Genomic DNA, 14,295 nt, shown 5'->3' with positions numbered 1-14,295 from the left:
CCTTACGCCCTGTGCGCTACGCGCTCGCCCAGCAGGCCTGCCGGACGGAAGACCAGCACCAGAATCAGGACCATGAAGGCAAAAACGTCCTGATAGTTGCTGCCAAAGACGCCGTGGGTCAGTTCCCCCAGATAACCTGCGCCCAGCGCTTCGATAATGCCGAGCAGGATCCCGCCAATCATGGCGCCACGAATGTTACCAATGCCCCCCAGCACGGCGGCGGTAAAGGCTTTGATCCCGGGCAAAAAGCCCATTGAGAAGCTAGCGTTGCCGTAGTTGCTGGCCATCATGACGCCTGCCAGCGCGGCAAATACGCCGCCAATGGCGAACGTCAGGGTAATAATGGCATTGGGGTTAACCCCCATTAGCGTGGCCACGCGCGGGTTTTCCGCCACGGCGCGCATGCCGCGGCCCAGGCGGGTGTATTCCACCAGCAGCCATAGCCCGGTCATTACCGCTAGCGCCAGCGCCACGGTAACAATGCCGGTGACGGTCACAATGGCAGGGGGATGCAGTTCGCTTCCTGACGTCACGGCGATCGGCTCCATGGGCAGGATCTGCGGGAACATCAGCGGGTTGCGCGTCCAGATAATCATCGCCACGGTTTGCAGCAGGACCGAGACGCCGATACCCGAGATAAGCGGTGCCAGGCGCGGGGCGTTGCGCAGTCGGCGGTAGGCAAAGCGCTCCACGGCCATTGCCAGCAGGGCGCAAACGGCCATGGCAATCGCCAGGGCAGCGCCAAGCTGCAGCAGCAGCGGCATGTGCGGAAAGGTGGCGTTCAGGGCGTTAATGGCGGAAAGCGTGGTGAGCGCACCGACCATCAGAATATCGCCGTGAGCAAAGTTAATAATGCGCAAGATGCCATACACCATGGTATAGCCCAGCGCGATCAGCGCGTAAATGCTTCCCAGCATCACGCCATTGATCAGTTGTTGTATGAGTGTATCCAACGTCTGTACCCGCAAAGTGCTCTTTCTGCGGCTACCATCCGATAAATGAATTAAATTGTAAAATACACATATATTATTTCTTATGATAAACCGGTATTGCTTTATCTTAATGATTTATATAAAGATAATATAATGGCGTTCCCGGCTAAAAAGCCTAAAGAAATCAACATATGAATAAAACAGAACAATCGGCGGGTTTGTCTGCGTATGCAGACAGTCGCCTGGCAAACGATCCGCCGCTTCGGGCTGTCCGTGCCTTTGAGGCCATCGCCAGGCTGGGCAGCGTCACGCTGGCCGCGCAGGAGCTGGATATCTCACCGTCAGCGGTCAGTCATCAGCTCAAGGTGCTTGAAGGGTATCTGCAAATGCCCCTGACGGAGCGTCAGGGGCGCAGGCTGGTGCTGAGCCAGCACGGACGTGAATATTACCGCTCGATCCGTGCGGCGTTTAACGTGCTGCGCCAGGCAACGGAGCATCTGGCTGGGCAGGCGCAAACGCGTCAGGTCACCATCAGCCTGATCCCGCTTTTTGGCATGGGGTGGTTTATCCCGCGTCTGCCTGATTTCATGCGTGCCAACCCGCAGACCGAGATCAACGTTGTGTATGCCAATCATCGTAACTATCTGAGCGATGCCTCGGACATGTCGATTCGTTTTGGTAACGGTCAGTGGGCGGGCTATCAGAGCGAAAAGCTGATTTCCGGACAGATGGTGCCGGTGTGCAGCCGCGCGTTTTTGCGCATTCATGGCCATATCGACACGCCTGAGCAACTGCTGCAAATGCCGCTGCTGCATGATGAGGAGCGCACCACATGGCCGCAGTGGTTTCTGCTGCAGGGGGTAAAACGCCCTCTCCGGCGCAGCGGCCCTCTGTTTGAAGACGGGCTGTTAACGCTGGCGGGCGTGCAGGCCGGGCTGGGCTGCGCGTTGATGCGCGAGCCGCTGATCGCACCTTATCTTGAGAGCGGCGAGCTGGTGAAGATATTTGACTTATCCATTGATGACGGGCGCGACTATCACCTCTGCGTTCGTTCAGATACAGAGATGACCGAGGACGGTAAACTGCTGCAAAACTGGCTGCGTCGGGCGGCGAGCGGGGAGTCGTGAGCAGGGTAAAAGAGACAGATAAAAAAAAGCCAGCTTATTCAGCTGGCTTTTGTACAGACAAGGTTTAGAACTGGTAGGTCAGACCCAGCGCAACGATGTTGTCGGTACCGATGCCTGCCTGGCGAGTGAACTGGTTGTCGTCGAGCAGGTTGATTTTGTAATCCACGTAGGTGGACATGTTTTTGTTAAAATAGTAGGTCGTGCCAACATCGATGTATTTAACCAGATCCTGGTCGCCGAAGTTTTCGATGTCTTTACCTTTAGACTGCAGGTAAGCGATGGATGGGCGCAGGCCAAAGTCGAACTGATACTGAGCCACAACTTCGAAGTTTTGCGCCTTGTTTGCAAAACCGTAGATGTCGCTGCGGTTACCGTTAGAGGTACCGAAACGGGTTGCGTTATAGGTCTGAGAGTACTGCGCAGCAAGGTAAATGTTGTTTGCGTCGTATTTCACACCACCGCTGTACACTTCAGCGCGGTCGCCTTCACCATATACGCCAGCAGCATTCTGGTCAGCGGTACGACGTGAAGAGGACATTGCGCCACCTACGCTGAAGCCTTCGCCCAGGTCGTAAGTCAGGGACGCGCCGTAGCCGTCACCGTTCTGGTTCAGCAGGCTGCGACCGCTGGTGTTTTCACCGCTTACGCTGCCGTTTTTGCCCTGGTACTGCAGAGCAAAGTTCAGGCCGTCAACCAGACCAAAGAAGTCCTGGTTACGGTAGGTCGCAACGCCGTTTGCACGAGACTGCAGGAAGTTGTCGGCACCATAGGTGTCACCGCCGAATTCTGGCAGAACGTCTGTCCAGGAGGTCACGTCGTAAATTACGCCGTAGTTACGACCGTAATCAAAGGAGCCTGCTTCAGCAAACTTCAGGCCGGCAAACGCCACACGGGTCCAGGACTGGTTGTCACCTTCGTCTTTGTTACCCTGAATCTGGTATTCCCACTGGCCGTAGCCGGACAGCTGATCGTTAACCTGGGTTTCGCCCTTGAAGCCGATACGCATGTAGGTTTTATCGCCATCTGCGCCAGCGTCATCAGAGAAATAGTGCAGACCTGTTACTTTACCGTACAGATCCAGCTTGTTACCGTCTTTGTTGTAAATTTCGGCAGCGTTAACAACGCCTGCTGCCAGCATGGAAGTGACTGCCACTGCAACTAATTTAAGTTTCATCTTAAATGTTCCTTATAATTTTTTTCGGTATTTCCTGAACCACTGTGAACGATTTCTAAACGAGGCTGCTCGTCAATGGCATGCTATTTTTAAAAATCTTGTAGTCTTATTTCAATAATAAGTTTCAAAATATTAGAGATAATTTCAATTAGTGTGATCTCGATCGTGTGAAAAGGCGATTATTCAAACAAAGCGACCGAATTTTATACGAATAATAATTATGTTATCTGCGGGACTATTGCCATCGCTATAATTTCTGCGAGTTTTAGTATATAGGGTTAGATTTCGGTATTCCCGATGCGTTGAGGGGGTGAGTATTAGTGTTTTGGCTTAATAACAGTGGGTTAGATGAAGGTCGTGACGTATATTGCGAATATTCCCAAGAAAGTGTCAGGATTGAATTATTGCACTCAATGCTATCCATGGTGTTAATATTCAATATTGACTAATTTCATTCTGTTGTCAGTTTGTGTCAATTATCTTGTTAGCCGTTTACAGAAGGCGTCAAATATAAACCGAATTTAAACGGACACCCTATTATTATGATAAATATTCTGAGGTGCGATCACGTTTTAAATTTATGTTAATTATGTTGCCGGGCTGAAATTTCCCCGGCCGTTGGAGAAAGCATTATTGTCTTGTTGCGTACCAGCAGAGCAACGACCCGGCGCAGACCATCAGCGCGCCTTGCCAGAACGAGAATGAGAGGGGGGAACTCAGCACTGCGGCGGCAAGCGCGGCTGAGAGGACAGGGGTAAAATACGATATGGCAGCCAGTACCGTGATGTTACCGTGAAGGATGCCAATATTCCATGCGGCATATCCAAACCCAAGCGCGATACCGCACATGACGAGTTTCACCACCACCGGAAGCGTGAACACCATCTCGGGCTGATCGCTCATGGCATATTTCACCCACAGGCTCAGCGCGGTCAGCAAAACAAACAGGGTGATGCCGTTTTGTCCTTTCGCAAATTTGCTGGTGACCGTGCAGTAGGCGGCCCAGATAAATGCCCCGGCAAACGCCAGCCCGTAGCTCAGCGGGCTCGAAACAATATTGCGGGTTATTTCATCAAGATGTAAACCCTGTTCACCGCCCAATACCCAGCAGACGCCCAGCAATGAGACGGCTAAACCGGGGATCACCCACAGGGTTGATTTCTGTCCGTTGAACAAGATGGCAAACACAATGGTCAGGCTTGGCCAAAGATAATTGACCATGCCCACTTCAATAGCCTGCGAGCGCGTTGCGGCATAGCCCAGCGACAGCGCCAGGCATATTTCGTAGCTGACAAATAAAACGCTGCCGGCAATTAGATAGCGGGGTGAAAACCGCCTGATATCAGGAAATCCTACCGTAACCAGACACAGTAATCCGCTCAGCGTGTAGATCATCGCCGCACCGCCTACCGGGCCCAGCCCCTCACTCACGCTGCGAATAAGGCCGACCATGGTGCTCCATAACAGTATTGCCGCCAGCCCAATAAGCGTTGCTCTTTTTCTGTCCATTACTTCGCCATTGCAATAAAAATCAAAGGAAAAATGTATCGCATTACGCCTGTCGCTGTCGTGAATTATTCTCTTAAGCCGTTAATCAAAAAGGGGTAATGAAATATTGCAGGGGTGACTATTAAGGGGGGGAAGGCTGATGACCTTGATTTGACGCAAAAAAAACAGGGGGTTTGCTGTTAGTTTGCGGCGCGAAGTCTTTTCAGATAACGAGGACAACAATGGACGTCAGCCGCAGACAATTTTTTAAAATCTGCGCGGGCGGTATGGCCGGAACAACGGCAGCCATGCTGGGATTTGCTCCCAAAATGGCGCTGGCTCAGGCACGCAACTATAAGCTGCTGCGCGCGAAAGAGATCCGTAACACCTGCACATACTGCTCCGTAGGTTGTGGGCTTTTGATGTATAGCCTGGGCGATGGCGCGAAGAACGCCAGAGAAGCGATTTACCATATTGAAGGGGATCCGGATCATCCGGTGAGCCGCGGAGCGCTGTGCCCGAAAGGGGCGGGGCTGCTGGACTATGTGCACAGCGAAAATCGCCTGCGCTACCCGGAATACCGCGCGCCGGGTTCTGATAAATGGGAGCGTATCTCCTGGGATGAGGCCTTCTCCCGTATTGCCAAATTAATGAAAGCCGACCGCGACGCCAACTTTATAGAAAAGAACGCGCAGGGCGTAACGGTTAACCGCTGGCTTTCCACCGGGATGCTTTGCGCGTCTGCGGCGAGTAATGAAACCGGCATGCTGACGCAAAAATTTGTGCGCTCTCTCGGCATGCTGGCGGTAGACAACCAGGCGCGCGTCTGACACGGACCAACGGTAGCAAGTCTTGCTCCAACATTTGGTCGCGGTGCGATGACCAACCACTGGGTTGATATCAAAAACGCTAACGTCGTGGTGGTGATGGGCGGTAACGCCGCAGAAGCCCATCCGGTGGGATTCCGCTGGGCGATGGAAGCGAAAAACAACAACGATGCGACGCTTATCGTCGTCGATCCGCGCTTTACGCGTACGGCATCGGTGGCCGATATCTATGCGCCAATCCGCTCCGGCACGGACATTACGTTCCTGTCTGGGGTACTGCTGTACCTGATCGAAAACAACAAAATTAACGCGGAATACGTTAAGCACTACACCAACGCGAACCTGCTGGTGCGGGATGATTTTGCCTTCGATGACGGGCTGTTTAGCGGCTATGACGCCGAAAAACGCCAGTACGATAAAACATCCTGGAACTATCAGTTCGACGAAAACGGCTATGCGCTGCGTGATGAAACGCTGACGCACCCGCGCTGCGTGTGGAACCTGCTGAAGCAGCACATTTCCCGCTACACGCCGGACGTGGTGGAAAACATCTGCGGCACGCCGAAAGCGGACTTCCTGAAGGTGTGTGAAGTGCTGGCCTCAACCAGCGCCGCAGACAGAACTACGACGTTCCTGTACGCGCTGGGCTGGACGCAGCATACCGTCGGCGCGCAGAACATCCGCACCATGGCGATGATCCAGCTGCTGCTCGGCAACATGGGCATGGCGGGGGGCGGCGTGAACGCGCTGCGCGGTCACTCCAATATTCAGGGGCTCACCGACCTTGGTCTGCTCTCAACCAGCCTGCCGGGCTACCTGACGCTGCCGTCTGAAAAGCAGGCGGATCTGCAAACGTATCTTGAGGCGAATACGCCAAAAGCGACGCTGCCGGATCAGGTGAACTACTGGAGTAACTATCCGAAGTTCTACGTCAGCCTGATGAAATCCTTCTACGGCGATGCTGCGCAGAAGGAGAACGACTGGGGCTTTGAGTGGCTGCCGAAGTGGGACCAGGCTTACGACGTCATCAAGTACTTCAACATGATGGATAAAGGCAACGTCACGGGCTATATCTGCCAGGGCTTCAACCCGGTGGCCTCCTTCCCGGACAAAAACAAAGTCGTTCGCAGCCTGAGCAAGCTGAAGTACATGGTGATTATCGACCCGCTGGTGACCGAAACCTCGACGTTCTGGCAGAACCACGGCGAATCAAACGATGTCGATCCGGCGTCGATTCAGACCGAAGTGTTCCGCCTGCCGTCTACCTGCTTTGCGGAAGAGGACGGCTCCATTGCTAACTCTGGCCGCTGGCTGCAGTGGCACTGGAAAGGTCAGGACGCTCCGGGCGAAGCGCGTAACGACGGCGAGATCCTGGCCGGGATTTACCATCGCCTGCGCGAAATGTACCGCACCGAAGGCGGCAAGGGCGCTGAGCCGCTGCTGAAAATGAGCTGGAACTATAAGCAGCCCGATCGTCCTGAGTCTGAAGAAGTCGCCAAAGAGAACAACGGCGTGGCGCTGGCGGATCTCTATGACGCTAACGGTAACCTGGTGGCGAAGAAAGGCCAGCTGCTGAACAGCTTCGCGCTGCTGCGCGACGACGGCGCGACGGCGTCGTCCTGCTGGATCTACACCGGCAGCTGGACGGAGCAGGGCAACCAGATGGCCAACCGCGACAACGCCGATCCGTCCGGTCTGGGCAATACGCTGGGCTGGGCATGGGCGTGGCCGCTGAACCGTCGCGTGCTGTACAACCGCGCGTCTGCAGACGTAAACGGCAGGCCGTGGGATCCGAAACGCATGCTGATCCAGTGGAACGGGGCGAAGTGGACGGGGAACGATATCCCGGACTACAACACCGCCGCGCCCGGCAGCAACACCGGGCCGTTTATCATGCAGCCGGAAGGGCTGGGACGCCTCTTTGCCCTCAACAAGCTGGCAGAAGGGCCGTTCCCGGAACACTACGAGCCGATGGAAACGCCGCTGGGCACCAACCCGCTGCACCCGAACGTGATCTCCAGCCCGGTGGTGCGCATCTACGAAGACGACGTCCTGCGCTTGGGCAAAAAGGACAAGTTCCCGTATGTCGGGACGACCTACCGCCTGACCGAGCATTTCCATACCTGGACCAAGCACGCGCGGCTTAACGCTATCGCGCAGCCGGAACAGTTTGTGGAGATCAGCGAAACGCTGGCGAAGGCGAAAGGTATTGCCAACGGCGACCGCGTGAAGGTGAGCAGCAAGCGCGGCTTTATTCGCGCGGTGGCGGTGGTGACCCGTCGTCTTCAAAGTCTGAACGTGCATGGTCAGCAGGTGGAGACCGTTGGTATCCCGCTGCACTGGGGCTTTGAGGGCGTGGCGCAGAAAGGCTACATCGCCAATACCCTGACGCCAAACGTCGGCGATTCAAACTCGCAAACGCCGGAGTACAAGGCGTTTCTGGTCAACATCGAGAAAGCGTAAGGAGCGATTCAATGGCGATGGAAACACAAGACGTTATCAAACGCTCCGCGACTAACCCGATAACGCCCGCGCCCCGCGCGCGGGACTACAAGGCAGAGGTCGCCAAGCTTATCGACGTCTCCTCCTGCGTGGGCTGCAAGGCCTGCCAGGTGGCGTGCTCGGAGTGGAACGATATCCGCGACGAGGTTGGGCACTGCGTCGGGGTCTACGACAATCCGGCGGATTTGAGCGCCAAATCCTGGACGGTAATGCGCTTTAGCGAAACCGAGCAGAACGGCAGGCTGGAGTGGCTCATCCGCAAAGACGGCTGTATGCACTGTGAAGATCCGGGCTGCCTGAAGGCGTGCCCGTCTGCCGGCGCGATTATTCAGTACGCTAACGGGATCGTCGACTTCCTGCAGGACAACTGTATCGGCTGCGGGTACTGCATCGCGGGCTGCCCGTTTAATATCCCGCGCCTCAATAAAGAGGATAACCGGGTATACAAATGCACCCTGTGCGTGGATCGCGTCAGCGTTGGGCAGGAGCCTGCCTGTGTGAAAACCTGTCCGACCGGGGCTATCCACTTCGGCACCAAAAAAGAGATGCTGGACGTGGCGCAGGCGCGTGTGGACAAGCTGAAAGCGCGCGGCTACCAGAATGCGGGTGTTTATAACCCGCAGGGCGTGGGCGGTACGCACGTGATGTATGTGCTGCACCACAACGACCAGCCGGAGCTGTACCACAACCTGCCGAAGGATCCGGCGATCGATACGTCCATCAACCTGTGGAAAGGGGCGCTTAAACCGCTCTCCGCGGCGGGCTTTATCGCTACCTTTGCGGGGCTGATTTATCACTACATCGGTATCGGGCCAAACAAAGAGGTGGATGACGACGAGGAGGAGCATCATGAGTAAGTCGAAAATGATAGTGCGCACGAAGTTTGTTGACCGCGCCTGTCACTGGACGGTGGTGATCTGCTTCTTCCTGGTAGCGGTGTCGGGGATTTCGTTCTTCTTCCCGACGCTGCAGTGGCTGACCGAAACCTTCGGTACTCCGCAGATGGGTCGCATTCTGCATCCGTTCTTCGGCGTGCTGATTTTCGTGGTGCTGATGTTTATGTTCGTGCGCTTTGTCCACCATAACATCCCGGACAAGCAGGATATCCCGTGGGTGAAAGGGATCGTCGAAGTCCTGAAGGGGAACGAGCATAAAGTTGCGAAGGTGGGGAAATACAACGCCGGGCAGAAGATGATGTTCTGGACCATCATGAGCATGATTTTTGTGCTGCTGGTGACCGGGGTGATTATCTGGCGTCCGTATTTTGCGCAGTATTTCCCGATTCAGGTAATTCGCTACGCGCTGCTGATCCACGCCACGTCGGCCATCATCCTGATCCACGCTATCCTGATCCATATGTATATGGCGTTCTGGGTAAAAGGATCGATTAAAGGGATGATTGAAGGGAAGGTGAGCCGTCGCTGGGCGCAAAAACACCACCCGCGCTGGTATCGTGATGTGGAACGTCTGGAAGCGAAACAGGAAAGTACGGAAGGGTTGAAGTGAGCCCTGCGCCGTCGGCTTTGCCCGGCGGCGCTGCGCTTGCCTACCTGGCAGGCCTTAAGTCATGTATTTGTCAATAAACGATCAATTGCCGCTATAACGTCATGACGGGCGTTACGTAAATTACAAACAAAGTCTTTAGGGTCGATTTTTTGATTATTAATATTCGTGATCATTGGCGAATAAATCAGAAACGTTTCAAAATCGATATTAACGACTGGAGCCAGCTGGCTCTGCCATAACGGTAACCTATTATTTCTCGCTAGCGGTACGATTACGCGTGTGGCAAGATCGTCGTAGCAATCATCCTGAATAAGCATGTAGTAAGGAAGTCTGTCCCGAGTTGCCGCAGACGTATTACGATAAACATTAAATTGTCTCAGCATTAAAGCACCCTGAAAAAATCATCATCAGTAATCGTTCCATGTTTCTCTACAAACTCATTCATTGCCTGTATAAATGCACGATCTTCTTCGGAAGGCTGATGCCGTCTGGCAGAGCGTTGTTCTGCATGGCACAAGGGCTTACGCGATGTGATGTTCTGGCCCGGTTTTGTTTCTGCGGTATGTTTCATCATTAGCTCCTTTGTTGGTGCGGTTATTATCAACCGCAGCCAACAAAAAACAATACTGTACCCCCTGGTAATCTGCATTCTGCGAGGCGTATTCCAGTAATTTCAGAACCGCTCCTCCACATACCGGAACGGGTATTTTGTGGGTTTGACTTTACCAATTTTGCGTTTCGGTAAATCCACCTTGTCTACGTGTATTTCTTTATAGGGGATCTGCGAAAGCAGGTGCGAAATAATATTCAGGCGCACGCGTTTTTTATCTTCTGAACGCGCCACAAACCACGGCGCCCAGGCGGTATCTGTGGCTTCAAACATCGCGTCGCGCGCGAGGGTATACTGGTCCCACAGGTTAAAGGATTTAATATCCATCGGCGATAGCTTCCAGATTTTACGACCATCGTTAATACGGTCGCGCAGGCGGCGCTCCTGCTCTTTCGGCGTCACCTCCAGCCAGTACTTCAGCAGGATAATACCGGCATCGACCATCGCTTTTTCCATGACCGGTGTGCCGTCCAAAAATTTCTCCACCTGTTCCTCAGTGCAGAATCCCATTACCCGTTCGACACCCGCGCGGTTATACCAGCTGCGATCGAATATCACGATCTCGCCTGCCGAAGGCAGATGCGGCACATAGCGCTGGAAGTAGAGCTGGCTTTTTTCTTTATCAGTTGGGGCAGGCAGCGCAACAACACGAAACACGCGAGGGCTGACGCGCTCGGTGATTGCTTTAATAGTACCGCCTTTACCGGCGCCGTCGCGTCCTTCAAAAACAATACACACTTTGAGACCTTTGGCGACGACCCACTGCTGGAGCTTAACCAGTTCCACGTGCAGGCGACGAAGCTCTTTTTCGTACTCTTTAGTCTTCAGCACGGGGTTAACCGCGCTATCTACGCTCGCTTTGGTCACGGTCACTGCTTTGGTTTTATTCTGTTTTGCGTTTCCCATGATAATCCTCATCTCCGGATCGGGTGATGTGCTTAGAAGGAACTAACACTTTGAAGTGTAATGCTGACCTGCAACCTTCGCGGGAATTTTTGACATATGTGTCTGATAAGCGAGTTTCTCTTCTACAGGTAACGGGTTAGAATGATGAATGATACTGTATGAATAAACAGGTGGGTGTGATGGCATTGATTTTTGAGGGCGAAAAAATCGGTCGTACTCGTTTTACCGGCGAGAAAATAGAGAATGCAATCTTTCGTAACTGCGACTTTTCAGGCACGGATTTAACAAGCACGGAGTTTATCGGCTGTCAGTTCTATGACCGGGAAAGCCAGCAGGGCGGTAAATTTACTCGGGCGCAGCTTAAAGATGCCATTTTCAAAAGCTGCGATTTATCGATGGCGGATTTCAGGCATTCGAATGCCTTAGGCATCGAAATTCGTGAATGCAGGGCGCAAGGGGCTGATTTTCGCGGGGCCAGTTTTATGAACATGATCACTACGCGTACCTGGTTTTGCAGTGCTTACATAACAAAAAGCAACCTGAGCTATGCCAATTTTTCGAAGGTGGTCCTGGAAAAATGCGAGTTGTGGGAAAACCGCTGGAACGGTGCGCAAATACTCGGTGCCACCTTCAGCGGCTCGGATCTGTCGGGGGGCGAGTTCTCCTCTTTTGACTGGCGAGCGGCCAATTTTACCCACTGCGATCTGACCAACTCAGAGCTGGGTGAACTGGACGTGCGCGGGATTGATTTGCAGGGTGTCAAACTGGACAGCTATCAGATTTCCCAGCTGATGGAGCGGCTTGGCATCGTGGTTTTGGGCTAGCGGTATTCACAACCTTACCTGAATTAATGGATTAACCTGTCAGCCAACGGATTTGAACTGGCTCACCATACAAGATTATTCAATAATGCCCGTCGCGAGTGATTAACCAGTGGTTGAAGTATGAAAAAGACAATTTTTTCGTTGGCACTTGGCACATTTGGCCTCGGGATGGCTGAATTTGGCATTATGGGCGTGCTCACCGAACTGGCACATGACACCGGTATTTCGATTCCCTCCGCCGGGAATATGATCTCGTTTTATGCTTTCGGTGTGGTGATTGGTGCCCCGATTATGGCGCTGTTCTCAGGCAAGTTCTCATTAAAAACCACGCTGCTGTTTCTGGTGGCGATGTCCGCTGTCGGCAACGGTCTGTTTACGTTCTCCACGTCGTACTTCTGGCTGGCGCTGGGACGGCTGATTTCCGGTTTTCCGCATGGGGCCATTTTTGGCGTCGGGGCGATTATCCTGTCTAAAATTGCGCCGCCGGGTAAGGTGACGGTCGCGGTGGCGGGAATGATCGCCGGTATGACCGTGGCGAACCTGGTGGGCGTTCCGCTGGGGACCTGGCTCGGGCACCAGTTCAGCTGGCGCTATACCTTTTTTCTGATTGCCGTGTTCGATGCGCTGGTGATCCTCTCGGTTCTGCTCTGGGTGCCGGACATCCGCGACACGTCAGAAATCAAATTGACCGAGCAGTTCCACTTTCTGAAAAAACCAGAACCCTGGCTGATTTTTGCCGCCACCATGTTTGGCAACGCCGGGGTGTTCGCGTGGTTCAGCTTTGTTAAGCCGTTTATGGTCAACGTCTCCGGTTATTCAGAAGGGATGATGACGGCCATCATGATGCTGATGGGGCTTGGCATGGTGTTGGGCAATCTGCTGAGCGGTAAGCTCTCGGGGCGTTTTAGCCCGCTGCGCATTGCGGCTACCACCGACATGGTGATTGTCGCCTCGCTGCTGCTGCTTTTCGCCTTTGGCGAACTGAAAACGGCCTCGCTGGTCATGGGCTTTATCTGCTGTGCCGGGCTGTTCGCACTCTCTGCACCGCTGCAAATTCTGCTTCTGCAAAATGCGAAGGGCGGTGAGATGCTGGGGGCGGCAGGGGGGCAGATGGCGTTTAATCTCGGCAGTGCGATTGGCGCGTATTTTGGCGGGATGATGATTACCTTCGGCTTTAGCTGGCGTTACGTCACGCTGCCGGCGGCAATACTCTCTTTCTCGGCCATGAGTGCGCTGCTGATCTACGGCCACCTGCGGGCCAGACGGGCTCAGGCTAACGCTCGCGCGCTAGCCTGACCGGTTTCAGGCAAGCCAGGGCTCACCCAGGGTCAGCATCAGGCGGTTGGCCCAGGCGAAGAACGCGGCGGACTGCACCAGATCAAGCTGCGCCAGGGTATCCAACCCCTCTTTTTCCAGCGCGGCAAGGTGCAGCGGCGTGGCGGCAGGCGGCGTGACCGACAGCGCCGCCGCAAAATCGATTTCCGCCTGCCAGCGTGCGGATTGCCCCTCGCTCAGAGACCGCCCCGGCCTCACGGCCAGCAGGGCCTCTACCGCCGCGTCATCCTTTGACAGCTGGCTGGCTTTACGCGCATGGACAGATGCGCAATAAATGCAGCCGTTGATTTTACTGGCTACCGTTGCGGCCAGCTCGCGCTCGGCGCGCGGCAATCCCCCCGATGTATAAAAAATTCCTTTATCCGTCAACGTGCGCTGTTCAAGCACCGGCAGGTTGCGCCCCAGCAGGCGGAAGTAGTCGGAATCGGTATGGCCAAATTTCGCCAGGATGGCAACCTCATCGTCACGGAAGTCCGCCAGCGGTTTGGCTGCTATCCACGGTTCCCATCCCAGCTCCTGCTGGGTAAACGCGACGGGGGCCGACTTCCCGGTGACCGTTGTTGCGGTCGTGTGCCAGATGCCTGCCGCCACCGGCGCATCGCTTTTGGCGACGGGCTTGTCGTTCAGCAGCCGCAGCCCGGTGATGAGTCGGCTCTGGAAGCTCACAAACGCGACGAGCTGTGCCAGGGTTACAATGCCTTCCTTGCTCCATCCCGCCTGGGTCAGCGCCCTTAACGCTGTGGGCGTCGCTTCGACGGGGGAGAACGTCAGCAGCCGCGCAAAATTCAGCGCCGGGGTCAGGCGTTCTGAGGTGGGGTCGGCCAGGCCAAACCCCGCATAGTGTGCGGCCAGCGCCTCCGCGCTGTGCCACCTGGCGACTTTAGCCGCCACGGCGAAGCGCTCGTCGAGGGCAAAATCACCATCCTGCTGGCTAAACAGGATTTCATAGCTGCCCTGCGCGTGGCGCGTGGCGGCATCACGCGTGGCGCGCGCCTCTGCCAGAGGGGAACCGGGTTTAATTTCCGCCAGCTCGGCGAGAATGTCCTGACTTAATGACATAGGTG

13 protein-coding genes are annotated in these 14,295 nt (G+C 54.7%); 6 read left to right on the top strand and 7 right to left on the bottom strand.

Annotation, left to right across the window (positions count from 1 at the left end; all coding sequences use genetic code 11):
* Nucleotides 1–2 precede the first annotated feature (2 nt).
* Nucleotides 3–953, bottom strand: coding sequence for a branched-chain amino acid ABC transporter permease (locus AC2TE5_RS11965; RefSeq protein WP_213327602.1), 951 nt, complete (start codon nucleotides 951–953; stop codon nucleotides 3–5).
* 170 nt (nucleotides 954–1,123) lie between these two features.
* Here AC2TE5_RS11965 and AC2TE5_RS11960 point away from each other — a divergent pair, with 170 nt between their 5' ends.
* Nucleotides 1,124–2,059: a LysR substrate-binding domain-containing protein gene (locus tag AC2TE5_RS11960; RefSeq protein WP_484611685.1), complete on the top strand. Its 936-nt coding sequence runs from the start codon at nucleotides 1,124–1,126 to the stop codon at nucleotides 2,057–2,059.
* 64 nt (nucleotides 2,060–2,123) lie between these two features.
* Here the strand turns inward: AC2TE5_RS11960 and AC2TE5_RS11955 are convergent, their stop codons facing one another.
* Both AC2TE5_RS11955 and yddG read right to left on the bottom strand, forming a co-directional pair.
* On the bottom strand, nucleotides 2,124–3,233 hold the full coding sequence (locus AC2TE5_RS11955; RefSeq protein ID WP_033145646.1) for a porin OmpC: 1,110 nt from the start codon (nucleotides 3,231–3,233) through the stop codon (nucleotides 2,124–2,126).
* A gap of 630 nt (nucleotides 3,234–3,863) precedes the next feature.
* Nucleotides 3,864–4,742: an aromatic amino acid DMT transporter YddG gene (gene yddG / locus AC2TE5_RS11950; RefSeq protein WP_484611684.1), complete on the bottom strand. Its 879-nt coding sequence runs from the start codon at nucleotides 4,740–4,742 to the stop codon at nucleotides 3,864–3,866.
* Between the two features lie 221 nt (nucleotides 4,743–4,963).
* Here yddG and fdnG point away from each other — a divergent pair, with 221 nt between their 5' ends.
* From fdnG to fdnI, 3 genes are read left to right on the top strand one after another with little or no spacing between them, the layout of a single operon-like run.
* Nucleotides 4,964–8,011 (top strand): formate dehydrogenase-N subunit alpha, encoded by a 3,048-nt coding sequence (fdnG, locus tag AC2TE5_RS11945; protein ID WP_484611683.1) that lies wholly within the window; start codon nucleotides 4,964–4,966, stop codon nucleotides 8,009–8,011.
* 11 nt (nucleotides 8,012–8,022) lie between these two features.
* Nucleotides 8,023–8,907, top strand: coding sequence for a formate dehydrogenase subunit beta (gene fdxH / locus AC2TE5_RS11940; protein ID WP_484611682.1), 885 nt, complete (start codon nucleotides 8,023–8,025; stop codon nucleotides 8,905–8,907).
* On the top strand, nucleotides 8,900–9,556 hold the full coding sequence (fdnI, locus tag AC2TE5_RS11935) for a formate dehydrogenase-N subunit gamma (protein ID WP_257261214.1): 657 nt from the start codon (nucleotides 8,900–8,902) through the stop codon (nucleotides 9,554–9,556). The genes fdxH and fdnI overlap by 8 nt, the downstream gene beginning before the upstream one ends.
* Nucleotides 9,557–9,615: 59 nt before the next feature.
* Here the strand turns inward: fdnI and AC2TE5_RS11930 are convergent, their stop codons facing one another.
* The 3 genes from AC2TE5_RS11930 to ppk2 form a co-directional block, all read right to left on the bottom strand.
* Nucleotides 9,616–9,939 carry a CcdB family protein gene (locus tag AC2TE5_RS11930; RefSeq protein ID WP_484611681.1) on the bottom strand — a complete coding sequence of 108 codons (324 nt, stop codon included), beginning with the start codon at nucleotides 9,937–9,939 and terminating at the stop codon, nucleotides 9,616–9,618.
* A complete protein-coding gene (locus AC2TE5_RS11925) occupies nucleotides 9,939–10,130 on the bottom strand; it encodes a type II toxin-antitoxin system CcdA family antitoxin (protein ID WP_484611680.1) in 192 nt (63 codons plus the stop codon). Before AC2TE5_RS11925 ends, AC2TE5_RS11930 begins: the two co-directional genes overlap by 1 nt.
* A gap of 99 nt (nucleotides 10,131–10,229) precedes the next feature.
* A complete protein-coding gene (gene ppk2, locus AC2TE5_RS11920) occupies nucleotides 10,230–11,072 on the bottom strand; it encodes a polyphosphate kinase 2 (protein WP_484611679.1) in 843 nt (280 codons plus the stop codon).
* A gap of 179 nt (nucleotides 11,073–11,251) precedes the next feature.
* Here ppk2 and AC2TE5_RS11915 point away from each other — a divergent pair, with 179 nt between their 5' ends.
* Both AC2TE5_RS11915 and araJ read left to right on the top strand, forming a co-directional pair.
* Entirely contained in the window at nucleotides 11,252–11,896 is a 645-nt protein-coding gene (locus AC2TE5_RS11915) for a QnrE family quinolone resistance pentapeptide repeat protein (RefSeq protein ID WP_213328007.1), read from the top strand.
* 120 nt (nucleotides 11,897–12,016) lie between these two features.
* Nucleotides 12,017–13,192 carry an MFS transporter AraJ gene (araJ, locus tag AC2TE5_RS11910; protein WP_213327597.1) on the top strand — a complete coding sequence of 392 codons (1,176 nt, stop codon included), beginning with the start codon at nucleotides 12,017–12,019 and terminating at the stop codon, nucleotides 13,190–13,192.
* Nucleotides 13,193–13,198: 6 nt separating this feature from the next.
* Here the strand turns inward: araJ and AC2TE5_RS11905 are convergent, their stop codons facing one another.
* On the bottom strand, nucleotides 13,199–14,290 hold the full coding sequence (locus tag AC2TE5_RS11905) for an alkylhydroperoxidase domain protein (RefSeq protein WP_213327596.1): 1,092 nt from the start codon (nucleotides 14,288–14,290) through the stop codon (nucleotides 13,199–13,201).
* Between the last annotated feature and the right edge of the window lie 5 nt (nucleotides 14,291–14,295).

Source organism: Enterobacter sp. N5-15, assembly GCF_057221635.1.
The sequence above is the reverse complement of the archived record's forward strand: the minus strand, read 5'-3'. Positions and strand labels throughout refer to the sequence as shown.